This is a genomic window from Ewingella americana ATCC 33852, assembly GCF_000735345.1.
Classification (GTDB): domain Bacteria; phylum Pseudomonadota; class Gammaproteobacteria; order Enterobacterales; family Enterobacteriaceae; genus Ewingella; species Ewingella americana.
On the sequence record NZ_JMPJ01000057.1, the window covers coordinates 24,702 to 48,714 of the forward strand.

The window sequence follows — 24,013 nt, forward strand, 5'->3', positions numbered from 1 at the left end:
TTAGCGGTCCACATCTGACATTACAAAATCGATACTGCCCAGGTAGACGATCAAATCGGATACCAGGCTGCCACGGATAACTGACGGGATCTGCTGCAAATGCGGGAAGCTAGGCGTACGAACGCGGGTACGGTAGCTCATGGTGCTGCCGTCGCTCGTCAGGTAGTAGCTGTTGATCCCTTTGGTCGCTTCAATCATCTGGAAAGATTCTTGCGCAGGCATGACAGGACCCCAAGACACTTGCAGGAAGTGCGTGATCAGCGTCTCGATATGCTGCAGCGTGCGTTCTTTCGGTGGCGGCGTGGTCAGCGGGTGATCGGCCTTGAACGGGCCTGCTGGCATATTGGCGTAGCACTGCTCCAGAATGCGCAGACTCTGACGCAGCTCTTCTACTTTCAGCATAACGCGTGAGTAGCAGTCGCTGACGCCGTCGCCCACTGGCACTTCAAACTCGAAGTTTTCGTAACCAGAATATGGACGCCATTTACGCACGTCGAAATCAATACCGGTCGCGCGCAGACCTGCACCCGTGGTACCCCATGCCAACGCGTCTTCCGCGTTGTAAGCCGCAACGCCTTTCGAACGACCAATCAGAATGGTGTTTTTCAGGGCAGCTTTAACATAAGAGTCCAGACGAGCAGGCATCCAGTCGAGGAATTCGCGCAGCAGGCGTTCCCAGCCTTTCGGCAGGTCGTGTGCAACACCGCCGATACGGAACCAGGCCGGGTGCATACGGAAGCCGGTGATGGCTTCGATCAGATCGTAGATTTTCTGACGGTCGGTGAACGCGAAGAACACTGGGGTCATCGCACCGACGTCCTGAATGAACGTACTGATGTATAACAGGTGGCTGTTGATACGGAACAGTTCAGACAGCATCACGCGGATGGTGTTAACGCGGTCGCCTACGGTAATCCCAGCCAGTTTTTCAACTGCCAGCACGTAAGGCATTTCGTTAACGCAGCCGCCGAGGTATTCGATACGGTCGGTGTACGGAATGTAGCTGTGCCAAGATTGGCGCTCGCCCATTTTTTCCGCACCACGGTGGTGGTAACCCACGTCCGGAACGCAGTCGACAATCTCTTCGCCATCAAGCTGCAAGATGATGCGGAACGCACCGTGCGCAGACGGGTGGTTTGGACCGAGGTTGAGGAACATGAAGTCCTCGTTTTCGGTGCCGCGCTTCATGCCCCAATCTTCAGGCTTGAAAGTCAGTGACTCCATCTCCAGATCTTCTTTCTGCTTAGTCAGCTCGAAAGGATCGAATTCGGTAGCACGGGCCGGATAGTCTTTACGCAGCGGGTGCCCTTCCCACGTCTGAGGCATCATGATGCGCGTCAGGTGCGGGTGGCCGTCGAAGGTAATGCCGAACATTTCCCACGTTTCGCGCTCATACCAGTTGGCGTTCGGGAACACCTTGGTGATGGTCGGAAGGTGCAGGTCGTTTTCTGACAACGCCACTTTGAGCATAATGTCGCGATTACGCTCAACGGAGATCAGGTGATAGAAAACGGAAAAATCCGCGGCCGGTAAACCGTCGCGGTGAGTACGTAAACGCTCATCTACGCCATGCAGGTCGAACAGCATGACATAAGGCTTTGGCTGTTTTCGTAAAAAGGTGATCGCTTCCAGTATCTGTTCGCGCTTGATCCACACCACGGGTATGCCGGTACGGGTCGGTTGAACAGTAAAGGCCTCAGGCCCAAAACGGTTACGCAATTCGCCGATGACCGGATCATCAAGATGATCTCGGGTTTGCCATGCTGGCTGAGCGGTGTCTTGCGTCGTCAAATCTGTCATTTTATTTTCACCACACTAAATGGTCATTTATGCCGTAAGGGGGTGTATTGCTACCAACCGCCCCTCAGGGTTGACTCTCAGACCGCAGTGTTAAATCTCGTCAGGAGACTTCAGATTCGTCACGGCGATACGCTCTGCGCGTTTACGCTCTTTCTCAGATTGCATATTCGCGCGGTAAACGCCCTGATCCCCAACAACCCACGACAGCGGGCGACGTTCTTTGCCGATAGATTCTTGCAGCAGTAACAGGGCCTGCATGTAAGCTTCCGGACGCGGCGGGCAACCTGGGATATACACGTCAACCGGTAAGAACTTATCTACACCCTGAACCACGGAGTAAATGTCGTACATACCGCCGGAGTTCGCGCATGCGCCCATCGAGATAACCCATTTCGGCTCAAGCATTTGGTCATACAAACGCTGAATAACCGGGGCCATCTTGGTAAAACAGGTTCCTGCAACTACCATGAAATCGGCCTGGCGCGGAGAAGCACGGAGAACTTCAGCACCAAAACGAGCAACGTCGTGTACCGCAGTAAACGACGTCACCATTTCAACGTAGCAGCACGAAAGGCCGAAGTTATACGGCCAAAGGGAGTTTTTGCGACCCCAGTTCACCATCCCATGCATCGCCTCTTCGAGGTTCCCCATGAAGACGCTGCGCTTTACCTGTTCTTGCAGAGGATCGCTGACGATCTCTTGCTTTTGCAGGGGGTAACGGTCGTTCTCACCGTCCGGGTCTATGCGGGTGAGCGTATAGTCCATCTTATTGCCTCGCTATTACTTACTGCGGATGACTGTTGGTGTTAATCGCTGGGCTCGGTTTAACAGGTCCTTTCGAACGTGTTGGTGTCCAGTCCAATGCGCCAATACGCACCAGATAAAACAGACCGGCTAACAGGACTAAAATGAAAATGGCGGCTTCGACGAACCCGACCCACCCGCTTTCACGGATAGAGGTTGACCATGCATAGAGATACAAGGCTTCCACGTCGAAAATGACGAAAAACATCGCGACTAGATAGAATTTGGCGGAAAGACGCATGCGGGCGGTACCCACGGATGCGATACCAGATTCGAAAGGCGTGTTTTTGTATCGCGCTCTGGCTCTCCCGCCAAGGAACGCTGCGCCCAGTAACATGAGGCAACAAAGACCTATTGCGACGATCAGAAATACCGCGAACGCCCAGTGTTGAGCGATAACTTCAGTGGCTGTTGACATACTCTTAGCTTACTCATCAAAAGCGGCGCAATCGCATCTGCTCTTTAACGGCAGCTTGCACACCACATCGATTCAAGGGAAGGATTAATAACCACACCGTTTCACGGCTTATAAACGGTTTAAGCCAGTGATTTACTGTGGGCTTTTTACTCCTTTCTATAACCTTTTGTCAACTTAGACAAAAGTATCTCCACATTAATTTACATGCTTATCATTTTATTAACATATCATGCGACGCCGATGTGCTAAATCGAGTCAGTAAAATAGTTTGATAGAACAAAGGCATGTTCTCGGGATTTAATGCGTCGATTGCAACAATAGCATTGTCGCAGGAATAAGCGATTCTTCCACTCACTAAACAAGGTTATTTTTTTGATCCAGGACACAGTTTGGGCAAGTTTGGTGGCAAAAAGCACAGCGATTTAACAACTTTTTTTGAAAAACTTAAATTTCAAAGCAGTTTCGTGCCTAGGATAAAGATCGAAAACAGGGGCGTTTTAGTCGGTTTTTAGGCTTTCTGGATCGAAGAAAACAGTGGCTTTCTGGCAGGTGCGGGAAGAGGTTTACTTAAGGAAATGGGCGTCAGGGGTAAAAATTTCAGCAAAGACTTTATTTTGATTAGTTTAACTACCTCTTTAGAAGCATAACACTTTACCCCCCATCCCCGAAAAGCTCAGGGGTGGGGGTAAAGTGGCAGCAGAAGATCTGCTTAGAGTTTAGGCTCGGCAATCACGCTGTGGTCATCGTCGGCCACTGAGCTTTGAGCATAGGCGCTCAAAGAGTAAGGATCATTCCCCTGCTCCACGGCATTGAAAATTGCCATTGCCAGCTCGTTTTCACTCTGCGCGTTCTTATACAGCACATATTGAGTGTCAGGCAGGCGCGGTAAGCCCTCCTGCTCGCCCAGAACGCGAAGTTCAGGACTCATCATCTCAATAGGTCGTGCAGTGACCCCTAAACCAGCTCTCACCGCTGCGCGAATGGCAGACAGCGTGGAAGCCACATAAGCAATGCGCCATGGGATGCCAGCTTGGTTCAGGTAATCGATTGCCATGGTACGGTAAGGGCTAGGCTCATCGAGTACAACTAAGGGTACGCTGTCGCCCGACGGGTAAGAGAAGTCAGCTGAGCAATACCAAAGCGTTGGCGAGGTGCGCAACACGATGTGTGGGTGATCGGTCGTGGTCACCGTGGTGATCGCTAAGTCAATTTCTTCATTTTCGAGCATAGACAGCATAAACGGACTACGCTGTACTCTGACGTCAATAGATAACTTAGGGTAAATCGACGTTACCCGGCTCAGCAAAAACGGCAAGATGGTGTCAGCAGTGTCATCTGATGCACCAATAGTGATGCCACCCTGCACATTGCTGTACATGAGGGAGGTACAGGCTTCATCGTTGAAGCGCAAAATTTTGCGAGCATAGCCAAGCAGTTGAATACCGTGTTCGGTCAATAACTTATTACGTCCGTGTCTGGCAAACAGCTCTTTACCTACCAGTTGTTCGAGACGCTGCATTTGTTGACTAACGGCTGATTGCGTACGACACACGGCCGCTGCGGCAGCAGCAAACGTATTTAAATCAGCAACTGCAACAAAAGTCCTCAGCAGATCAAGGTCAAGATTGAGGATTGGACGATTTGCATTTGTCATAGTTTTTCTTCACTTTTAAAATCTAATAACAAGCTACCCTGATTGATGCGGCAAAGTTCCCGCAAAATGCAGAATACCAGATATGACGCATACTCACTCATTAGATAAGCGGAAATGAGAAATATTTCTGCAATACGAATCAATTTTATAGGGAGTATTCCCTTTTTTATGCTCTAAATGACCAATTATCTGCTCAACCTAAATTAATAAAAATGATTAGAACTACTAAATTGAGATTTTTTAGTCATATTTATCTGAGAGTTTCTTTTGCGACACAGAGCCGCAGACAGCAAGCCCTGCGGGGACTAAACCGCATTAAACTCACACAGAAATATAAGCATTATTAATTAATGTATTTTACCCAAAGAAATATAATCCAATAAATTCATTGATTCACCTCGAAGACTTACTTTGAATAGGTCTAATGAGTTAAACCAACCTTAAGAATTTTCCCACAAATTTTAGAATGAAGTTTGTATCCCAAAAGAAATATATTCCTAGCTGAACTTACAAAGTGCTGACAAAAGCATTGGCATAAAATGCGAATCAGCTCTGTTAATTTGTCCAGTCTTTGCAAAGAATACATTGCAGCCTTTTAGGATATCTTTTATACACTAAAGAGACACCTAAGAACTCAACTCAGTTCAATTTTTTAAAATCCCCTTATTATCCGGTAACTTACGAGCATGATTTTGGGTGTTTTTCCCTCTTTCTGTACGCTCTGCATTACGCCGATCTATCGCACACTCACCCACCTCAGAACATCTATCTAGTAAAAACACAAATCGCAGTGCTTTCATCTAACTAAAAAATGCAACGCCTCCACTTACTTCACTAACCACAGGGTGAGTAATGTTTTGCACCAAAGCTGGGCATTGCCCTTCAAAACCGCCCTCAGTGGGAGTAAATTGGCAGCTTCGCTTTGTTCCAAGGCATTAGCGCCAAGGAAGAACAGGCTTTACATAAAAGGCTCATCATTACATGTCCCCGATTGAAAAATCCCGCAAACTGGACAACGTCTGCTACGACATTCGCGGCCCGGTACTCAAAGAAGCAAAACGTCTGGAAGAAGAAGGTAATAAGGTCCTCAAACTGAACATCGGCAACCCTGCCCCGTTTGGTTTTGATGCGCCTGATGAGATTCTGGTCGACGTTATCCGAAACTTACCGACCGCTCAGGGTTACTGTGACTCGAAAGGCCTTTTTTCCGCCCGTAAAGCCATCATGCAGCATTATCAGGCCCGCGATATGCGTGACATCACCGTTGAAGATATCTATATCGGCAACGGCGTGTCTGAACTGATTGTGCAATCGATGCAGGCACTGCTCAATACCGGCGACGAAATGCTGGTTCCGGCCCCCGATTACCCACTGTGGACCGCCGCCGTTTCGCTGTCTGGCGGTAACGCGGTGCATTATCTTTGCGACGAAGGAGCCGACTGGTTCCCGGACCTCGACGACATTCGCGCCAAAATCACCCCGCGCACTCGCGGCATTGTGATCATTAACCCGAACAACCCAACGGGCGCGGTCTATAGCAAAGAGCTGCTGCTGGAGATAGTCAAGATCGCTCGCGAGCACAACCTGATCATCTTCTCCGATGAAATATACGACAAGATTCTGTACGACGAAGCCGAGCACATTTCCATTGCCTCGCTGGCGCCGGACCTGCTGACCGTCACCTTTAACGGCCTGTCGAAGACCTACCGCGTGGCCGGTTTCCGCCAAGGCTGGATGGTGCTGAACGGGCCGAAGAAACACGCCAAAGGCTATATCGAAGGCTTGGAAATGCTGGCGTCGATGCGCCTGTGCGCCAACGTGCCGATGCAGCACGCGATCCAAACCGCGCTCGGTGGCTATCAGAGTATCAGCGAGTTTATTCAGCCGGGCGGCCGCCTGTACGAGCAGCGTGACAGAGCCTGGGAGCTGATCAACCAGATCCCCGGCGTCTCCTGCGTGAAGCCCAAAGGCGCGCTGTACATGTTCCCGAAAATTGACGCCAAGCGTTTCAATATTCACGACGACCAGAAGATGGTGCTGGATCTGCTGTTGCAGCAGAAAGTCCTGCTGGTGCAAGGCTCGGCGTTCAACTGGCCCTACCCTGACCACGTGCGTATCGTCACCCTGCCGCGCGTTGACGAGCTTGAAATGGCCGTCGGCAAACTCGGTCGCTTCCTCGAGACTTATCGTCAGTAAATGAGTCTTTCAGGGCGTCGCGCTGCCGACGCCCTGCTCCTTCTCAATGATTTTTGTTGTTCTCAGGGTGACACCGGCCCCGTTCCATGCTCACAATAGTGCTCATTCGCCGTAGATATTTGAGAGTGTTATGAGCCAAAGCCACTTCTTTGCCCACCTGTCTCGTTTGAAATTGATTGGCCGCTGGCCGCTGATGCGCAACGTGCGTACGGAAAACGTCTCTGAACACAGCCTGCAGGTGGCTTTCGTCGCCCACGCGCTGGCGGTGATCAAAAACCGCAAGTTCAACGGTAACCTCAATGCCGAACGCGTCGCGCTTCTGGCGATGTACCACGACGCCAGCGAAGTGCTGACCGGCGACATGCCGACGCCTATCAAGTATTACAATCCGCAGATTGCTCACGAATACAAAAAGATCGAGAAAATTGCCCAGCAGAAGCTGATCGAGATGCTGCCGCTGGAACTGCAAGATGATTTCCGTTCACTGATTGACGAGCACTATTACAGTGAAGAGGAGAAGCTGACGGTGAAACAGGCTGATGCCCTGTGCGCCTATTTGAAATGTCTGGAAGAGCTGTCGGCCGGTAATAACGAATTTAAGCTGGCGAAGGCGCGTCTGGAGAAGACGCTGGCGCTGCGTAAAAGCCCGGAAATGGACTACTTTATGGACGTCTTCATTCCGAGCTTTAGCCTGTCACTGGATGAAATCAGCCTCGACTCCCCGCTCTAATCGCTTCAAAACGGAAACAGCAGCGGCACCAGAAACACGCTGATGGCCATCACCATCAGCGTAAAAGGCACGCCAATGCGGATAAAGTCACTGAAGCTGTAATTGCCCGGCACCATCACCAGCGTGTTCACCGGTGAAGAGACCGGCGTCATAAAGGCTGCCGAGGCCGCAATCGCAATAATCATGGTAAAAGGATAAGGCGACAGCCCCATCTGCTGGGCCGTGGCAATGGCAATCGGCGCCATCAGCACCGCCGTGGCGGTATTCGAAATAAACAGCCCAATGGTCGCGCAGAGCACAAACAGGCTGAGCAGCATGATGTGCGGGCCGTGGCCGCCGCTGACATCCATCAGCCCTTTAACGATCAGCGCCACCCCGCCAGTTTTCTGCAAAGCCAGCGCAAAAGGCATCATCCCCACAATCAGCAGCAGACTCGGCCAGTGAATGGACTTATAAGCTCCCTCCATGGTGATACAGCGGAATTTGCCCATCAGCAGGCAGGCGACGATGGCGGCAATCACGTTCGGCACTTCGTCCGTCAGCATCAGCGCCACCATCAGTGCCAGGCAAAATAACGCGTGCGGAGCCTGACTGACGGCAGGCGCGACGTCGTCCACTTCGGCAGGAAGATTCAATACGATAAAATGGTGAGTTTGCTGTTGAAGCTGGCGGATAAGCTTCCAGTCGCCGATAACCAGCAAGGTATCGCCCAATTGCAGCTCTTCGTCGATTAGCTTGCCTTCGAGAGCCTCGCCGTTGCGGCGAATGCCAACAACGTTAAGGCCGTAGCGCGAGCGGAAACTCACCTGCTGCAAGCTCTTGCCCAGCAGCTCGGAATCGGGGATCAGCGACACTTCTGCCATGCCGACATCGCGGGACTGCTCGGAGAAGTAGTCGCCGCGCAGCACCATCGGCTCGAGCTTTTCATCAGTCAGAAATTGCCTGACGGAGATTTCACTGTCGGCCATATCCACCAGCAGCACGTCTCTGGCCCGCAGTTCGGTGCTGCCGGTGGCGCTGACCATGATGCGGCGGAATTTTCGCCAGCGCTCAATCCCCACCACGTTGGCGCTGTAGCGCGAGCGCAGATGCAGGTCATCCAGCGTTTTGCCCACCAGCGGAGAATCCGGACGGATGGCCATCCGCCTTGCCCGGCCGGTCAATCGGTAATCGCGGATCAGGTCGCGGAAGGTGCGGCGCTGCCAGTCCTCTTTTTTAACGCCGCTGTTTTCGCCAGAGAGCCAGCGGCGGGCAATCAGCATATAGCCAACGCCCATCATCAATACCACCAGACCAATCGGCGTCACGCCAAAAAAGCCAAAGCCGTCAAAGCCTTCACGCAGCAACTCACTGTTTACCACCATGTTTGGCGGCGTGGCGACCAGTGTCATCATGCCGCTAATAAGTCCGGCGAAACTCAGCGGCATCATCAGGCGGGCGGGAGAGGTTTTCATTTTGGCAGCGACGCTTAACACCACGGGGATGAAAATCGCCACCACGCCGGTCGAGCTCATAAAGGCCCCCAGCCCGGCGACGGTAAGCATCAGCAGCACCAGCATGCGCGTTTCGCTGTTGCCCGCGACCTTCATCAGCCATTCGCCAACCTGATAAGCCACGCCGGTTCGCACCAGCCCGTGCCCAATCACGAACAGCGCGGCGATAAGAATCACGTTCGGGTCACTGAACCCAGCCATCGCCTCGTGCAGCGTCAGAGTGCCGCTCATCACGAAAGCGACAATCACCAGCAAAGCCACCACGTCCATACGCAATTTATTGCTGGCGAACAGCACCATCGCCACAATTAATAGCAACAACACCCATATCAGTTCACTGGTCAAAACAAGGCTCCGTTTGTGATGAAAAGTAAAAGGCCGCAAGCTGAGACACCATGCCTGAAAGCATGCCATAAAAAAACCCCGCCGAAGCGGGGTTCATATCAACGAAATCGTCGTTTTAATCAGCAATGTGATATTAACGCAGGCCAACCATCACTTTCTGGCCATCAGCTTCCACCACGATGACTTCAAGGGTGCTAAGGTCCATGTCGACCTCTTCAATCCCCGGCGTGTCTGAAGGCGCGTTAACCGCGATCACTTTGCAGCCTGCCGCCAAGCCCGCCATTACACCGGCGGCGGCGTCTTCCACCACCACGCACTCTTCTGGCGCTAAACCGAGAAGCTCCGCGCCCAGCAGGTAAGCATCAGGCTGCGGCTTTCCGTGTTTAACTTGTTCCGCGGTGACAAACACTTCTGGCTTCGGCAAATTGGCCGCCGCGTGGCGGGCATGGGCCACGGCCACGGTGCCTGACGTGACAATCGCCCAAGGAATATTGTGGCGATTCAACTCACTAAGCAGCAAATGTGCCCCCGGCAGCGCGGTTACGCCTTCAGTGTCGGTGGCTTCAATCTGCTCGAGCTTTTGGAATTCGCGCTGGATGTTCTCTTCACTTTCGCCCGGCATAAAATGACGCAAAGAAGTGATTGCCTGCTTGCCATGAATAAACGCCAGCACCTCTTGCGGGCTGATACTGCGACTCAATGCCCAGTTAATCCAGGCGCGCTCTACCGCAGGTAGTGAATCGACTAACGTTCCATCAAGGTCGAACAAGAAACCTTTACACTCCACAATCAACTCCTTATCCCCTTTATGCTTGAAGCCGCAGCGTTGGTGGCTACGGCTTCATCACTCGGGTTGCAATTTAGGCATTAATAATCTGCGCGATCTCGACCGCGCTTAGATGATATTGGCGTGGACATGCCTGCCAGACGGCGAGCATACGCTGGTATTTTTCCCACATTTTGGTCTGTGAGTTGAACCCGTGGGTTCCTGAATCGAAGTCAGTATAGCGGCCTTCGGTGTTCACCATAAAGCGAACATAGCTCAGATAGCGGGATTCTGTTGCGGCGTCGAAGCCAAGGAAGTCCAGACGGCGGCGATCCAGCCCCTGAGTATCTTTAAGATTGGTCCATGAAACCTGCATCGCGTGGTGCATTTCCATAATGTTGATGACGGTACGGCAGGTCTCTTCCGACAGCTCGCCAAAGTCGCGATCCAGCTCGCGCATTTGCAGACCAAAGCCGCGCTCAATCACCGTTTGCAACCGGCGATAGCGATCGGCGTTTTCCGGGTCCAGCATGGTCATCATTTTATATTGATTGGATAAAATCAGGCGTTGGGCGTTGGTCATTTCCATCGTGAATTTCCTCAAGTATGCATAATGAACAAAGCATGACACAGGGCAAACTAGCGTGAAATCTCAAGCTCACCATTCTTTGATTTAGACACATAATCTGAGTAGAAATGAAGACGATTCACTGGTGATGGCCGCTACTGATGCAAGCAATAGCGCAAAGAAAAACGGATGCAGCGCATCCGTTAAATATCATCGAGGAAGGTTCTGTCCAGCTGCTTGAAGGCGCGCTTAAGCACATCGGCCAGCGACTGGTAGGTCGGCGTACCTTCTACCGGTGCCAGCGCCTGCCCTGCTTCGGCCAGCTTATTGCGTACATCGTGGAACCACGTCAGCAGCGTTGGCGGCAGCGGCGTTAACGAACGGCGACCTAACCACCACAGACCTTGCATCGGCAAGCTACAGGCAAAGATAGAGGTGGCAACCGCCGGGCCGAGCTGGCCGCCGAGGGCAATCTGCCAAGTTAACGTGAAAACGGCCAAAGGTGGCATAAAGCGCACAGCAAAACGCGTCGCCGTCGAAATACGGTTCTCGGGGAATACTGGCGCCAGACGCTTATCGGCTGGCCAAGTCTTCATATAATGTTGCCCGCGCTGGAATACCTGAAACCAACTGACAGAACCTGATGGCTTACTGGTCATGGGTGCACCTCAACTTCACATATAATAATTAAAAAATAGTTGTAAATAACAAACGGGATTTTAGCACGATTAAATATATTTTGTTTTTGCAGGCACCAGTCGGTATCCTGTCCCCGCAAATTCGGGGCGTTGCTTCATCTTGCCTCCGCTTGGTGCCTTTTGTAATTAATTATTGTCTTATTTGTTAGCGTTTTTACCGATTAAAGCCCTAATAAGTAACATTCTGAGGGGTCTGACGCACTCATTAAGAGATGTTTTGTCAGCATAAAAGGTGATTCATCACCGCCCGGTTTCGGCCGTTGGCAAAAGATTCCCCAGCTTTATCACTGTCATGCCGCTTTTCTTCGTTGGCATGATGTTAATCATAATTGTCACCGCCATTATGCGCTACGCTTGATGTCTGATTGACGATTTATTAACCACGTGTTTTGTTTTTATCTTAAACAGCACCAACAATAAATAGGTACTTCCATGTCGAGTAAGCTAGTTCTGGTTCTTAACTGTGGCAGCTCTTCCCTTAAGTTCGCCATCATTGATGCTGCGAATGGCGAAGAGTACATCTCAGGTTTAGCCGAATGTTTCCATCTGCCAGAAGCCCGCATCAAATGGAAAATGGACGGTGGTAAAGAAGAAGCCGCACTTGGCGCTGGCGCTGCGCACAGTGAAGCTCTGAAGTTCATTGTTGATAACATCCTGTCCAAAAAACCTGAACTCTCTGCTGAACTGGTGGCAATCGGTCACCGCATCGTTCACGGCGGCGAAAAACTGACCAAATCAATGCTTATTAATGATGCAGTCATTCAGGGTATCAAAGAATCTATCCCGTTTGCACCGCTGCATAACCCAGCACACCTGATCGGTATCGCTGAAGCGTTGAAATCCTTCCCGAAACTGGCTGACAAAAACGTGGCAGTGTTCGACACGGCGTTCCACCAAACTATGCCGGAAGAGTCTTACCTCTACGCGCTGCCGTACAGCCTGTACAAAGATCACCACGTTCGTCGCTACGGCGCACACGGCACCAGCCACTTCTACGTGACGCAAGAAGCCGCGAAAATGCTGAACAAGCCAGTGGAAGAAGTGAACCTGATCACTTGCCATCTGGGCAACGGCGGCTCTGTTAGCGCAATCCGTAACGGTAAATGCGTGGATACTTCCATGGGTCTGACCCCGCTGGAAGGTCTGGTGATGGGTACCCGCAGTGGTGACATCGACCCGGCAATCATCTTCCACCTGCACGACGCTCTGGGCATGAGTGTTGACCAGATCAACAAAATGCTGACCAAAGAATCCGGCCTGCTGGGCCTGACTGAAGTCACCAGCGACTGCCGCTATGTTGAAGATAACTACGCGACTAAAGCCGACGCTAAACGCGCAATGGACGTCTTCTGCCACCGTCTGGCTAAGTACATCGGTTCTTACGCAGCCCTGATGGAAGGCCGTCTGGACGCCGTAGTCTTCACCGGCGGTATCGGTGAAAACGCCGCGATGGTTCGTGAATTCGCACTCGACAAACTGGGCCTGCTGGGCTTTGAAATCGACCACGAACGTAACCTCGCAGCGCGCTTTGGCAAGTCTGGCGCTATCAATAAAGAAGGCACGCGTACCGCGCTGGTCATCCCGACCAACGAAGAGCTGGTTATCGCTCAAGATGCGGCTCGCCTGACCGCATAAGATGCATCCCACTGCCAGCGCCTGCTGGCAGTTTTCTTTAATTAGGCGAGCGTAGCCAGTCTGGAAGCAGCCGCGTTAAGCAGTCATCGCACCTTCCTTACTCAAGTTCTACGTCCGTCTGGCATTCCAGAGAGGTTTAGCCGTGTCCCGTACAATTATGTTGATCCCTACAGGCACCAGCGTCGGTCTGACCAGCGTCAGCCTTGGCGTGATCCGTGCCATGGAACAAAAAGGCGTTAGCCTAAGCATCTTCAAGCCTATCGCCCAGCCGCGCACCGGTGGCGATTCGCCAGACCAAACCACCACTATTATCCGCGCCAACTCCAGCGTTCCTGCTGCCGAGCCGCTGAAAATGAACCACGTGGAAAACCTGTTGAGCTCTAACCAGCAGGACGTGCTGATGGAAGAGATCATCGCTCGTTACCACGAAAACACCAAAGATGCAGAAGTCGTGCTGGTTGAAGGCTTAGTGCCAACCCGTAAACATCAGTTCGCTAACGCCCTGAACTACGAAATTGCCAAAACCCTGAATGCCGAAATCGTCTTCGTTATCGCGCTGGGCAATGACTCCCCGGCACAGCTGAAAGAGCGCATTGAGCTGGCACGTAGCAGCTTCGGCGGCAGCAAAAACAAAAACATTACCGGCGTTATCATTAACAAACTGAATGCCCCGGTTGATGATCAAGGCCGTACGCGCCCTGACCTGTCTGAAATCTTCGATGACTCAACCAAAGCAAGCGTGGCCAACGTTGACCCAAGCCAGCTGTTCGCTAACAGCCCGCTGCCGGTGCTGGGCTGCATTCCTTGGAGCTTCGAGCTGATCGCCACTCGCGCCATCGACATGGCGAAGCACCTGAATGCGCGAATCATCAATGAAGGTGACATACAGACTCGCCGCGTGAAATCCGTGACCTTCTGCGCGCGCAGCATCCCGCACATGCTAGAGCACTTCCGTCCGGGCTCGCTGCTGGTGACCTCCGCTGACCGTCCTGACGTGCTGGTTTCAGCCTGTCTGGCGGCGATGAACGGCGTGGAAATCGGCGCTATCTTGCTGACTGGCGGCTATGACATCGACGATCGCATCAACACCCTGTGCGAGCGCGCGTTCAAAACTGGCCTGCCTGTCTTCATGGTGGATACCAACACGTGGCAGACTTCCCTCAGCCTGCAAAGCTTCAACCTAGAAGTGCCAGCAGATGACCACCAGCGCGTTGAGAAGCTGCAACAGTACGTGGCTTCCCACATCAACAGCGACTGGATCAACTCACTGAGCGCCCACTCCGAGCGTTCACGCCGCCTGTCTCCACCGGCCTTCCGCTATCAGCTGACCGAACTGGCGCGTAACGCGAAAAAACGCATCGTGCTGCCAGAAGGCGATGAGCCGCGTACCGTAAAAGCCGCCTCTCTGTGTGCTGAACGTGGTATCGCAGAATGCGTGCTGCTGGGTAACCCAGAAGAGATCCAACGCGTAGCTTCCGCTCAGGGTATCGAGCTGGGCAAAGGCATCCAGATTGTGGACCCAGTGGTAGTGCGTGAAGAGTACGTGGCGCGTCTGGTTGAACTGCGTAAAAGCAAAGGCATGACCGAAGTGGTTGCCCGCGAGCAGTTGGAAGACAACGTGGTTCTCGGCACTCTGATGCTGGAAAAAGGCGAAGTTGACGGTCTGGTATCCGGCGCGGTTCACACCACGGCGAACACCATCCGCCCACCGTTGCAGCTGATCAAAACTGCACCGGGCAGCTCGCTGGTTTCTTCCGTGTTCTTCATGCTGCTGCCTGACCAAGTGCTGGTTTACGGCGACTGTGCGATCAACCCGGACCCAACGGCTGAGCAGCTGTCTGAAATCGCTATCCAGTCTGCGGATTCCGCTGCAGCCTTCGGTATCGAGCCACGCGTCGCCATGATCTCCTACTCCACCGGTAACTCTGGTGCAGGTAGCGACGTTGAGAAAGTGCGTGAAGCGACCCGTCTGGCACAGGAAAAACGCCCAGACCTGATCATCGACGGTCCGCTGCAATATGACGCCGCAATCATGGCTGACGTTGCACAGTCCAAAGCGCCAAACTCGCCGGTAGCAGGTAAAGCGACCGTGTTCATCTTCCCAGACCTGAACACCGGTAACACCACCTATAAAGCGGTTCAGCGTTCGGCTGATTTGGTCTCAATCGGGCCAATGCTGCAAGGCATGCGTAAGCCAGTTAACGACCTGTCTCGCGGCGCGCTGGTTGACGATATCGTCTACACCGTGGCACTGACTGCAATTCAATCTGCACAGGCTGAAGCGGCTGCTAAAGCTTAATTTCTCGCCTGCTCAGAATGCAAAACGCCGACATCGAGTCGGCGTTTTTTTTTGGACATAATTTCGTTACAGCAGCTGTTTCGCCGCCTCCAGAATGTGCTCGGCGGTCAGGCCGTACTCCTGCTGCAAGAAATCCTGCGTGCCGACTTGGCCGTAGCGCTCCTTCACGCCCACGCGGCGCATCGGCACCGGCGTATGTTCGACCAGCACTTCCGCCACGGCTGAACCCAGCCCGTTATGGATGCTGTGGTTCTCACAGGTGACGATTTTGCCGGTTTTGGCGGCGTATTGCTGAATGATCTCTTTATCGATAGGTTTCAGGGTGAACATGTCGATAACCGCCGCGCTGATGCCGTCACGCGCCAGAATCTCCGCCGCTTTTAGCGCTTCTGCCACCATAATGCCGTTAGCAATCAGCGTGATATCATCGCCGTCGCGCAGCAGGTTGGCTTTACCGATGGTGAAGGTGGAACCCTCTTTATACACCTGAGTCGCCTGTTTGCGGATGGTGCGCACCCAGTAGAAGCCTTTCAGATCCACCAGCTGCTGCAAGATATCGCGGAACATCACGGCGTCGGTGACTTCCAACACAATCGAGTTCGCCAAGCCGCGCACAATGCCCATGTCCTCGAAAGACATGTGCGTGCCGCCATTGTGGCAGGCAGTGACACCGGCGTCAGAGGCGATCACCTTGACGTTATTCTTCTGATAATCCAAAGACATAAACAGCTGGTCGAAGCAGCGACGGCTGGCAAAGGCGGTGAAAGTGTGGACAAACGGCACCCGCCCGGTCAGTGACAGGCCAGCGGCGACGCCAATCACGTTGGCTTCCATGATGCCGCAGTTAATCACGTGCTGCGGATGGTCGCGGTGTACGCCGTCCATCGCCATGGCGCTCATCAGGTCAGCTTCGAGAGCGATTATTGGCGTGTTCTCGACGATTTTTTCCCGCACCACGTTGCCGTAGACTTTACGCATTTCAATGTTGTCGGGTTTCAGTTCCAGCGTGACTTCAAACATGGGCGGCCTCCAGTTCAGCAATGGCGTTTTCGATTTCCAGTTTCACTTCCGGGGTTAATCGCAGATGGTGCGAGTTAGCCAGTGATTCCAGATACTTCACGCCCTGTCCTTTCACGCTGTCGAGCACGATAGCCAGCGGGCGCTGCTCGCCCTTACGCACTGGAGTTAGCGCATTCTGCAAGGCCACGATGTCATCACCCTTGATAGTCAACACGTCGAAGCCAAAGGCGCTGAACTTGCCGGCCAAATCAAACGGCTTGATCACTTCATCCAGCAAGCCGTCGAGCTGTTGCTTGTTGTAGTCGATAAACACCGTCAGGTTGTTGAGATTGTGGTGAGCAATAAACTGGAAAGCCTCCCAACATTGGCCCTCGTTCAACTCACCGTCGCCCACCACGCAGAACACACGGTTAGCGCGTTTCGCCAGTTTGTGCGACAGCGCCATGCCGGTGGCAATAGACACGCCCTGCCCCAGAGATCCGGTGGTTGCATCCACGCCGATGGTGCGCAGGCGATCTGGATGGCTCGGCAGCTTGGTTCCATTCTGGTTTAGCGTTTTCAAATCGGCCTGTGGGAAGTAGCCTTTTAACGCCAGCGTGGCATACAGCGCCGGACCAGCATGGCCTTTCGACAGAACAAAATAATCACGCTCTTGCCAGTCGGGCTTGGCCGGGTCGATACGCATCACGTCGCTATACAGCACCGCCAGCGTTTCGACCACCGACATGCTGCCGCCGTAGTGACCAAAGCCTAATCCGGTGAGCATTTTTAGGGTCTCAATACGGATTTGACGAGCAAACTCACGAACCTCTTGGACATCTTTCATGTTTATTGGTCCTTATTTTAGTTAGCACTTGGCTCGGCCTGTTAATGACTAACAGGCCTTACCTTGTGCTTTCCCGGATGGTTAGTGGTACTTAGGAAGAATTACTTTTCGCTTACTGCTTTTTCTGCGGCTGGCTTTTTCGCCAGATAGTTGTAGGCCACCAGCGCGGCGAAGATAGCCACGATCAGCGCCATAATGGCTTCTTTCGACATGAAGCGAGCCAGATTGCCGAGCAGGATACCAATGACGCCGAAGTCAGCATCAGAGAAGGTGGCGTTGGCGAAGCCCAGCGCACCCAGTACTGGCAGCAGCAGAACTGGCAGGAAGGTGATCAGCACGCCGTTGGCAAATGCGCCAACCATTGCGCCACGACGACCGCCAGTGGCGTTACCGAACACGCCAGCGGTAGCACCGGTGAAGAAGTGCGGCACCACGCCCGGCAGAATCAATACCAGATTGAACTGCCCCAGCAGGAACAGGCCAACCAGACCGCCGAGGAAGCTGAACAGGAAACCAATCAGCACGGCATTTGGCGCGTAAGGGTACACCACCGGGCAGTCCAGCGCCGGGCGAGCATTAGGCACCAGCTTCTCAGAGAATCCGACGAACGCCGGAACGATTTCCGCCAGAATCAGGCGCACGCCTTGCAGGATGATGAACACACCCGCCGCGAAGGTGATAGCCATGATGATGGAGTACACCAAATAGTTCTGGCCCGCGCTGTACGTCTGCTCAACGAATACTTGGCCCGCGAACACCGCGAGGATCAGGTAGATGATGATCATGGTCAGCGAGATAGAAATCGAGCTATCGCGCAGGAAGCTGAGGTTCTTCGGCAGGTTCATCTCTTCGGTAGAGCGAGAACCTTTACCGACCTTGCTACCAATCCAGCCTGACAGCACATAACCGATGGTGCCGAAATGGCCGAATGCCACGTCGTCATTGCCAGTGATGCGACGCATATAGCGCTGCGCCAGTGCCGGGAAGAACGCCATGATAAGGCCCAGCGTCAGGGAACCAGTGAACACCAGACCCACGCCTTCAAAGCCAGCGACGGTCAGGATAACGCTGATCATACAGGCCATGTAGAAGGTGTGGTGGCCGGTCAGGAACACGTATTTCAGGCGAGTGAAACGCGCCACAATCAGGTTAGCCACCATGCCGAACGCCATGATCAAGGCAGTAGGCGCACCGAATTTCTCCAAAGCGATAGACACAATCGCTTCGTTATTTGGAATGATCCCCTGAATACTGAAAGCATGTTCAAACATGCCGCCTAAAGGATTTAATGCCCCGACTAATACCGTGGCACCGCCCGCCAATACCAGAAAGCCTAATATCGTTTTTACCGTGCCTTTCACCACATCGGAAAAGTTTTTCTTTTGTGCGACCAGACCGATCAACGCAATAAGACCGACCAAAATAGAAGGCACTTTTAATATATCAACCACAAACTTGAGCGTTTCCTGGATAAACATATACACCTCTTTATTTTTAGAATAATCGTCTTATCACACAGGATATTTTTCGAAGTGGGCGACTAACTTGGTTTCCAGCTCATTAATATCCACAATGTTAGTAATGACCACCAACTGGTTCTCTGGAATGCTGGCGCTGGCGGCGATGTCTTTCGCCATCACGAAGAGATCTGCTTCGCCCGGAATGGCAGAGGAGAGATCTGAATGCTCAACCACGGCCTGAATATTCAACTTTTTCAGCACTTTCTTGATGTTCATTTCCACCATAAAGCTGCTGCCTAAACCTGAACCACAAATCGCCATAATTTTCATGTTATTTACCTGTGTTTTAAAGTTTGTAGGGTAACTCACCAGTATTAATCTGACGTGTACCGTATTACGCATCCATGATGAACTGACATTATTCCCTTGGTTCAGGAATTAGAATTTAGAGATAATTTCCTGAATAGTTTTTATATCTTTAGCTGCAAATATCTTCTGCATTTCATCTTCGCTGGAAAATAGCTCCGCCAGCTCAGAAATTAATTCGATATGGCTGTGCTTATCCGGCGCGGCTAACATCACCACGCTGTACACCGGGTCATTATCTTCTGAGTTGAATTTCACGCCGTGAGGCAGTGTCAGTAAAGATAATCCCAAGCCTTCGGCTCCCTCTTCAGGGCGGGCGTGTGGCATGGCAATGCCCGGCGCCAAAACGTAGTACGGACCTAACTTCTCATGCTGGGCAAAAATCGCCTCAACGTAGTCGGCAGTAATGGTGCCGTTCGCCAGTAAAGGTTCAGCACTGGCTTTCACGGCTTCGCGCCAGTCAGTGATGTCGTGTCTGATGTGGATCGTATCTGGTGTCAGCCAATCATTAAGCATTGCAACTCCTGACTCTTATTTTTGAAATTCTTAGTTTGTGGTGTCACTGGGCCTAAAGGTCGTCTGAATATAAATATTAACAACCTCCCCCGATCCCATTAACGATCCAGACTCTACTCAGCGATAGCGTTAACATCTGTGACGAAAATCACAAAGGTAGCGCTACCAAACTTCTATCATTTGATTCTGTGATAGCGCTATCAAAAATAATCAGCCCGAGGTATCAGACAACATTGGGGATGAGAAATAAGGATATACTTTGTCCACGATTTGCCGATAATTCATCACATCTGCCGCTGTTACCCCTGCCGTTCTTGCGGGAACCCTCTGGTTTGCGGCCCATTTTAGCTAGCTATGCCCTGTGCAAGATGCGCAGTTAAGAGTCAGGATAGTGAATGTCGATTAACAAAAAACGACGCAGTACCGGAAGAGTGACGCTGGCCGATGTCGCGCAACTCGCGGGTGTCGGGAGTATGACCGTGTCCCGCGCGCTAAGAACGCCGGAACAGGTTTCGGATAAACTGCGTGAGAAAATTGAAGAGGCCGTCAGCCAGCTCGGCTATTTGCCCAATCAGGCCGCCAGCTCGCTCGCTTCCGCCTCTTCCTACACCATTGCGATGATTGTCCCAAGCCTGTCAGAGCCGGGCTGTGCCGAGATGTTTGCCGGTTTGCAAAAGATCCTGCAACCCGCCGGGTATCAAATCATGCTGGCCGAGTCGCAGCATCGCCTCGAACGCGAAGAGAAGCTGCTCGAAACCCTGCTCTCCTACAACTTAGCCGCCGCCATTTTGCTCAGCGTCGAGCACTCGCCGAACGTGCGCAATTGGCTGGATAACACCTCAATTCCGGTGCTGGAAATTGGCGCGCTTACCGAATCGCCGATTGATATGAATATCGGTATCGATAACGTCGAAGCCATGTACCAACTGACCAAAACGGTGATCGACCGCGGCTATAAAAACATTGGCATGCTGTGCGCCAATCAGGAGCAGTGGATCTTCCAGCAGCACCTGCAAGGCTGGCACAAAGCCATGCTCAAGGCACATATGTCGGTGCATCGGGTGATCAACTCCGCCGAGCCAGCCAACTTCACCACCGGCGCGCGCCAGTTGCCTGAGTTCTTGCTGGCATGGCCTGAACTCGACGCGCTGGTCTGCGTTTCCGACGAACTGGCCTGCGGCGTACTGTACGAATGCCAGCGCCGAAGAGTGAAAGTGCCAGATGATTTAGCCGTGGTGGGTTTTGGTAATAGTGACGTGAGCAAGGTGTGTCAGCCGCCGTTGACCACCATCGCCATTCCGCACAAAGAGATTGGTATCCGCGCGGCGCAGGCCCTGCTGGCGCGCATTAATGATGAAGAGTGGGAAGAAGTCGCGATTGCCTCATCACTCTGCCGCCGCGATAGTTGTTAAGCCTGAATAATCCTTAGAAACGCAGAGGGCGGCCTAAGCCGCCCCTTGGTGCATTTTACTCAGAAGCCGTTAAGCTCCGTCGGCACTTTTACTTTCCTGAACATCACCCAGCGAGAAGGAAGAGGTTTCAACCGGCAGCGGATCGCCCGGTAAGATTTTCTCTTCACGAACCAATGGCTTACCGTGTTCTTTCTCATTGTTGCGGGTCATCCACAGTGAGAGCGCTTTCAACGAGTCTGGCGTGAATTCGTCACAACGGGCAGTGATCTCTTCTGGCGTCATCCAGCTCACTTCGTCGACTTCTTCTTCCTGCAAAGCAAAAGGACCGTGGGAAACGCAGCTGAACAGCGCGCCCCAAACCCGGCACTTGTTTGGCTCTTCGAAGTAGAACATACCGTGCTCGGCAAAAGGCACGCCAGCAATACCCAGCTCTTCTTCTGCTTCGCGACGGGCGGAATCCAACACATTCTCCCCACTCTGCACCACGCCGCCGGCAGTGGCATCTAACCAACCTGGGAAGAAATCTTTGGTCTCGGTGCGTCTTTGCACCAGGATTTTACCCATGCCGTCGTGAACTACGATGTAGCTGGCACGATGGCGCAGGCACTGAGCTCGCATCTGTTGACGGCTAGCCTGAGCTATTACTTCGTTCTCTTCGTTGACGATATCAACCCATTCGCCGGTGCCGGTGTTCTGCTCTTGTTCCGCCATCCTATGAAACCTTCTAAGGGTAAAATTGAGTATCCGCTGATTCTATCTGTCTCTGCGGGGGCGCTTCAATAGCCAGAGGTGCATTGTTCCACGCTTAAAGCTAAGACAGTCTTGGCCGGAAACCATCAGACTAGTCTCACAGTGGAAACCAAGCTTAACTGATATGTTAACCTAAAGTTGATAGTTTGCGGATGTTGCACCCGATACAGTAACAATTCAACGCTATTCTTCTATTTTCAGAATCCCGCTCTGCCGCATGTCGGCCACAAAATCTAATAACGCAGGAGGCATTATGATTGATTTATATTACGCGCCAACACCCAACGGACACAAAATCACCCTCTTTCTCGAAGAAGCCGAAATACCCTATCGAATCCAACGCATTAACATCAGTTCCGGCGATCAGTTCAAGCCCGAGTTTCTCGCCATCTCGCCCAATAATAAAATTCCTGCCATTGTAGATAATCATCCCGTGGACAACGGCGCGCCGATTAGCGTGTTTGAGTCTGGCGCCATCTTGCAGTATCTCGCCGACAAAACCGGCAAACTGCTCAGCCAAGAGCTACGCGAACGCACCCTGACACTCCAGTGGCTCTACTGGCAAGTCGGCGGATTCGGCCCGATGCTGGGGCAAAATCACCATTTCACCCACTTCGCCCCGCAGCCCGTCCCTTACGCCATCGAGCGTTATCTGCAAGAAACCCAACGCCTGTACAACGTGCTCAATACCCAGCTGGAGAAAAACGCCTATATTGCGGGCGAAAACTACAGCATTGCCGACATTGCGACCTACCCGTGGGCAGTGTCACACGAGCGGCAACGGATTGATCTGGCGGACTACCCTGCCGTGCGCAACTGGTTTGAACGCATCAAGAACCGCCCTGCGACGCAAAAAGCCTACGCCGTGGCCGATCAGAAGTAGCGAACAACGCCTCGTTGTTATCCCCAATGCCGTGATTTTTGCCGATACCCGCGCGGGTTATCGACGCATTGGGGATAAAAATATTTCACTCAGGATGTGCTCCATATCGCGTGTTTAGTGCGAGGAGTAACCTATGCTAAAAAGAAGCCTTCCAACGGGCATTCAATAAGTTAAGGAGCCAGCCTATGAAAATCTTGATAACCGGAGCCACCGGCCTTATCGGACGCCGACTCACAGAACGTCTGCTCGGCCAGTCGCACCATATCACAGCGCTGACTCGCTCCCCCTCCCGCGCCGCCAAAGTGCTTGGCCCGCAGGTGCTGCTGTGGGAGTCGCTGGAAGATAAAACCTCTTTAGACGGCTTCGACGCGGTGATCAATCTCGCCGGTGAGCCAATCGCCGATAAGCGCTGGACCAAAGATCAGAAGCAGAAGTTATGCGATAGCCGCTGGCAGGTCACCGAGCGCCTCGCCACCCTGATTAACGCCAGCCAGAAGCCGCCGTCAGTCTTCATTTCCGGCTCCGCCGTGGGCTATTACGGCGACCAAGGTCAGGCGTTGGTGCCCGAAGATGAGCCGCCAAATAAGCAGTTCACTTGGCAACTCTGCGCCCGTTGGGAAGCCTTAGCCTTAGCCGCAGAGAGCGACCGCACCCGAGTCTGCCTGCTGCGCACCGGCGTGGTGTTAGCCAGTAAAGGTGGCGCGCTGGCAAAAATGGTGCTGCCCTTCCGCGCCGGTCTCGGCGGCCCGTTTGGCGACGGCCAGCAATATATGCCGTGGATCCACATCGACGACATGGTAAACGGCATCATTTTCCTGTTGATGCACGAAACCCTGAATGGCCCATTCAATATGGTTTCCCCCTATCCCGCCCGCAACGAGCAGTTCAGCGCCCTGCTGGGTGAAGTCCTGCACCGCCCAGCCTTTATGCGAGTGCCTGCGGGCGCTGTACGCCTGTTGATGGGTGAATCAGCCGTTCTGGTGCTGGGCGGCCAACGAGCTGTGCCAAGGAGGTTGGAAGATGCAGGGTTTACGTTTGGGCATCAGGAGTTGAAGGAGGCGCTTGAGAGCATTCTGAAGGGGTGATTGGGATGGGCTTCCCAAGCGAGCCTTTTAAGGTCAAGGTCGTGCGCTGCCGCCACACCGGCCTTGAGGGGCGCCTATCGCCGCGCCCCTCAAGACTCCCCGGCTCTTTACTGCGCGCTCCGCTGGTTGGGCGGACGTGTTTCAGGTACTTCCGTTCTCCACCGCAAAATGTCGCCGCTTAGGCGGTTCCTTCGCTTCAGGCTTCGAGCCTTTAGTCTCGAACCATTCGCTCAGCGCCATTTTTGACTGCGGTTTTGAGGCATTTCAACCGAACCGTTTCAGTGATTTT

The 24,013-nt window shown here is 52.8% G+C and carries 21 protein-coding genes; 7 read left to right on the forward strand and 14 right to left on the reverse strand.

The genetic code is table 11. The features are described from left to right. The 4 genes from nuoC to lrhA form a co-directional block, all read right to left on the reverse strand. Positions 1–1,800 (reverse strand): NADH-quinone oxidoreductase subunit C/D, encoded by a 1,800-nt coding sequence (gene nuoC, locus GEAM_RS11980; protein ID WP_034791759.1) that lies wholly within the window; start codon positions 1,798–1,800, stop codon positions 1–3. Between the two features lie 90 nt (positions 1,801–1,890). Beyond that, positions 1,891–2,565 (reverse strand): NuoB/complex I 20 kDa subunit family protein, encoded by a 675-nt coding sequence (locus GEAM_RS11985; protein WP_034791761.1) that lies wholly within the window; start codon positions 2,563–2,565, stop codon positions 1,891–1,893. Positions 2,566–2,584: 19 nt separating this feature from the next. Continuing rightward, positions 2,585–3,022 (reverse strand): NADH-quinone oxidoreductase subunit A, encoded by a 438-nt coding sequence (locus GEAM_RS11990; protein ID WP_034791762.1) that lies wholly within the window; start codon positions 3,020–3,022, stop codon positions 2,585–2,587. A gap of 709 nt (positions 3,023–3,731) precedes the next feature. Then, positions 3,732–4,676, reverse strand: coding sequence for a transcriptional regulator LrhA (gene lrhA / locus GEAM_RS11995; RefSeq protein WP_034791764.1), 945 nt, complete (start codon positions 4,674–4,676; stop codon positions 3,732–3,734). Between the two features lie 981 nt (positions 4,677–5,657). Between lrhA and GEAM_RS12000 the strand changes: the two genes are divergently transcribed. Together GEAM_RS12000 and yfbR are read left to right on the forward strand one after the other, a co-directional pair. Continuing rightward, positions 5,658–6,872, forward strand: coding sequence for a pyridoxal phosphate-dependent aminotransferase (locus GEAM_RS12000; protein WP_034791766.1), 1,215 nt, complete (start codon positions 5,658–5,660; stop codon positions 6,870–6,872). Between the two features lie 130 nt (positions 6,873–7,002). Then, positions 7,003–7,602, forward strand: a complete 600-nt coding sequence (gene yfbR, locus GEAM_RS12005; protein WP_034791768.1) for a 5'-deoxynucleotidase — start codon at positions 7,003–7,005, stop codon at positions 7,600–7,602. 5 nt (positions 7,603–7,607) lie between these two features. On the opposite strand, the gene GEAM_RS12010 is transcribed toward yfbR, so the two are convergent. The 4 genes from GEAM_RS12010 to yfbV form a co-directional block, all read right to left on the reverse strand. Beyond that, on the reverse strand, positions 7,608–9,440 hold the full coding sequence (locus tag GEAM_RS12010; protein WP_034791770.1) for an SLC13 family permease: 1,833 nt from the start codon (positions 9,438–9,440) through the stop codon (positions 7,608–7,610). 133 nt (positions 9,441–9,573) lie between these two features. After that, a complete protein-coding gene (locus GEAM_RS12015) occupies positions 9,574–10,227 on the reverse strand; it encodes a sugar phosphatase (protein WP_034791772.1) in 654 nt (217 codons plus the stop codon). 73 nt (positions 10,228–10,300) lie between these two features. Continuing rightward, a complete protein-coding gene (locus GEAM_RS12020) occupies positions 10,301–10,795 on the reverse strand; it encodes a YfbU family protein (RefSeq protein ID WP_034791774.1) in 495 nt (164 codons plus the stop codon). Positions 10,796–10,977: 182 nt separating this feature from the next. Continuing rightward, positions 10,978–11,433, reverse strand: a complete 456-nt coding sequence (yfbV, locus tag GEAM_RS12025; protein ID WP_034791776.1) for a terminus macrodomain insulation protein YfbV — start codon at positions 11,431–11,433, stop codon at positions 10,978–10,980. Between the two features lie 471 nt (positions 11,434–11,904). Here yfbV and ackA point away from each other — a divergent pair, with 471 nt between their 5' ends. Next, the gene (ackA, locus tag GEAM_RS12030; protein ID WP_034791778.1) at positions 11,905–13,107 is read left to right on the forward strand and encodes an acetate kinase; all 1,203 of its coding nucleotides are present in this window, start codon (positions 11,905–11,907) and stop codon (positions 13,105–13,107) included. Positions 13,108–13,264: 157 nt separating this feature from the next. Next, positions 13,265–15,406 (forward strand): phosphate acetyltransferase, encoded by a 2,142-nt coding sequence (pta, locus tag GEAM_RS12035; RefSeq protein ID WP_154145630.1) that lies wholly within the window; start codon positions 13,265–13,267, stop codon positions 15,404–15,406. Positions 15,407–15,472: 66 nt separating this feature from the next. Here pta and GEAM_RS12040 read toward each other — a convergent pair whose 3' ends face one another. The 5 genes from GEAM_RS12040 to GEAM_RS12060 all read right to left on the reverse strand — a co-directional run bounded on the left by GEAM_RS12040 (position 15,473) and on the right by GEAM_RS12060 (position 19,594). Beyond that, a complete protein-coding gene (locus GEAM_RS12040) occupies positions 15,473–16,426 on the reverse strand; it encodes a transketolase family protein (protein ID WP_034791782.1) in 954 nt (317 codons plus the stop codon). Further along, positions 16,419–17,252, reverse strand: coding sequence for a transketolase (locus tag GEAM_RS12045; protein WP_034791783.1), 834 nt, complete (start codon positions 17,250–17,252; stop codon positions 16,419–16,421). The genes GEAM_RS12040 and GEAM_RS12045 overlap by 8 nt, the downstream gene beginning before the upstream one ends. Positions 17,253–17,353: 101 nt before the next feature. Next, positions 17,354–18,730 carry a PTS ascorbate transporter subunit IIC gene (locus GEAM_RS12050; RefSeq protein WP_034791785.1) on the reverse strand — a complete coding sequence of 459 codons (1,377 nt, stop codon included), beginning with the start codon at positions 18,728–18,730 and terminating at the stop codon, positions 17,354–17,356. 33 nt (positions 18,731–18,763) lie between these two features. Beyond that, positions 18,764–19,042 carry a PTS sugar transporter subunit IIB gene (locus GEAM_RS12055; RefSeq protein WP_034791787.1) on the reverse strand — a complete coding sequence of 93 codons (279 nt, stop codon included), beginning with the start codon at positions 19,040–19,042 and terminating at the stop codon, positions 18,764–18,766. Positions 19,043–19,150: 108 nt separating this feature from the next. Continuing rightward, complete coding sequence (locus GEAM_RS12060; protein ID WP_034791788.1) at positions 19,151–19,594, reverse strand: PTS sugar transporter subunit IIA; 444 nt, start codon at positions 19,592–19,594, stop codon at positions 19,151–19,153. 395 nt (positions 19,595–19,989) lie between these two features. Here GEAM_RS12060 and GEAM_RS12065 point away from each other — a divergent pair, with 395 nt between their 5' ends. Next, positions 19,990–21,006, forward strand: a complete 1,017-nt coding sequence (locus GEAM_RS12065) for a LacI family DNA-binding transcriptional regulator (RefSeq protein ID WP_034791789.1) — start codon at positions 19,990–19,992, stop codon at positions 21,004–21,006. A 69-nt stretch (positions 21,007–21,075) separates the two neighbouring features. Here GEAM_RS12065 and yfcD read toward each other — a convergent pair whose 3' ends face one another. Next, positions 21,076–21,717 (reverse strand): NUDIX hydrolase YfcD, encoded by a 642-nt coding sequence (gene yfcD / locus GEAM_RS12070; RefSeq protein WP_084674117.1) that lies wholly within the window; start codon positions 21,715–21,717, stop codon positions 21,076–21,078. Between the two features lie 292 nt (positions 21,718–22,009). Between yfcD and yfcG the strand changes: the two genes are divergently transcribed. Together yfcG and GEAM_RS12080 are read left to right on the forward strand one after the other, a co-directional pair. Beyond that, a complete protein-coding gene (gene yfcG / locus GEAM_RS12075; protein WP_034791790.1) occupies positions 22,010–22,639 on the forward strand; it encodes a GSH-dependent disulfide bond oxidoreductase in 630 nt (209 codons plus the stop codon). A gap of 185 nt (positions 22,640–22,824) precedes the next feature. Next, a complete protein-coding gene (locus tag GEAM_RS12080; protein WP_034791791.1) occupies positions 22,825–23,724 on the forward strand; it encodes a TIGR01777 family oxidoreductase in 900 nt (299 codons plus the stop codon). The last annotated feature ends 289 nt before the right edge of the window (positions 23,725–24,013 follow it).

Bases quoted from the DNA above. Each gene is read 5' to 3' on its own strand.
- GEAM_RS12020 (WP_034791774.1), bottom strand. From the start codon at position 10,795: ATGGAAATGACCAACGCCCAACGCCTGATTTTATCCAATCAATATAAA.
- lrhA (WP_034791764.1), bottom strand. From the start codon at position 4,676: ATGACAAATGCAAATCGTCCAATCCTCAATCTTGACCTTGATCTGCTG.
- GEAM_RS12080 (WP_034791791.1), top strand. From the start codon at position 22,825: ATGAAAATCTTGATAACCGGAGCCACCGGCCTTATCGGACGCCGACTC.
- GEAM_RS12065 (WP_034791789.1), top strand. From the start codon at position 19,990: ATGTCGATTAACAAAAAACGACGCAGTACCGGAAGAGTGACGCTGGCC.
- yfcG (WP_034791790.1), top strand. From the start codon at position 22,010: ATGATTGATTTATATTACGCGCCAACACCCAACGGACACAAAATCACC.
- GEAM_RS12060 (WP_034791788.1), bottom strand. From the start codon at position 19,594: ATGCTTAATGATTGGCTGACACCAGATACGATCCACATCAGACACGAC.
- GEAM_RS12045 (WP_034791783.1), bottom strand. From the start codon at position 17,252: ATGAAAGATGTCCAAGAGGTTCGTGAGTTTGCTCGTCAAATCCGTATT.
- GEAM_RS12000 (WP_034791766.1), top strand. From the start codon at position 5,658: ATGTCCCCGATTGAAAAATCCCGCAAACTGGACAACGTCTGCTACGAC.
- yfcD (WP_084674117.1), bottom strand. From the start codon at position 21,717: ATGGCGGAACAAGAGCAGAACACCGGCACCGGCGAATGGGTTGATATC.
- yfbV (WP_034791776.1), bottom strand. From the start codon at position 11,433: ATGACCAGTAAGCCATCAGGTTCTGTCAGTTGGTTTCAGGTATTCCAG.
- GEAM_RS12050 (WP_034791785.1), bottom strand. From the start codon at position 18,730: ATGTTTATCCAGGAAACGCTCAAGTTTGTGGTTGATATATTAAAAGTG.
- GEAM_RS12055 (WP_034791787.1), bottom strand. From the start codon at position 19,042: ATGAAAATTATGGCGATTTGTGGTTCAGGTTTAGGCAGCAGCTTTATG.
- nuoC (WP_034791759.1), bottom strand. From the start codon at position 1,800: ATGACAGATTTGACGACGCAAGACACCGCTCAGCCAGCATGGCAAACC.
- GEAM_RS12040 (WP_034791782.1), bottom strand. From the start codon at position 16,426: ATGTTTGAAGTCACGCTGGAACTGAAACCCGACAACATTGAAATGCGT.
- yfbR (WP_034791768.1), top strand. From the start codon at position 7,003: ATGAGCCAAAGCCACTTCTTTGCCCACCTGTCTCGTTTGAAATTGATT.
- ackA (WP_034791778.1), top strand. From the start codon at position 11,905: ATGTCGAGTAAGCTAGTTCTGGTTCTTAACTGTGGCAGCTCTTCCCTT.
- GEAM_RS11985 (WP_034791761.1), bottom strand. From the start codon at position 2,565: ATGGACTATACGCTCACCCGCATAGACCCGGACGGTGAGAACGACCGT.
- pta (WP_154145630.1), top strand. From the start codon at position 13,265: ATGTTGATCCCTACAGGCACCAGCGTCGGTCTGACCAGCGTCAGCCTT.
- GEAM_RS11990 (WP_034791762.1), bottom strand. From the start codon at position 3,022: ATGTCAACAGCCACTGAAGTTATCGCTCAACACTGGGCGTTCGCGGTA.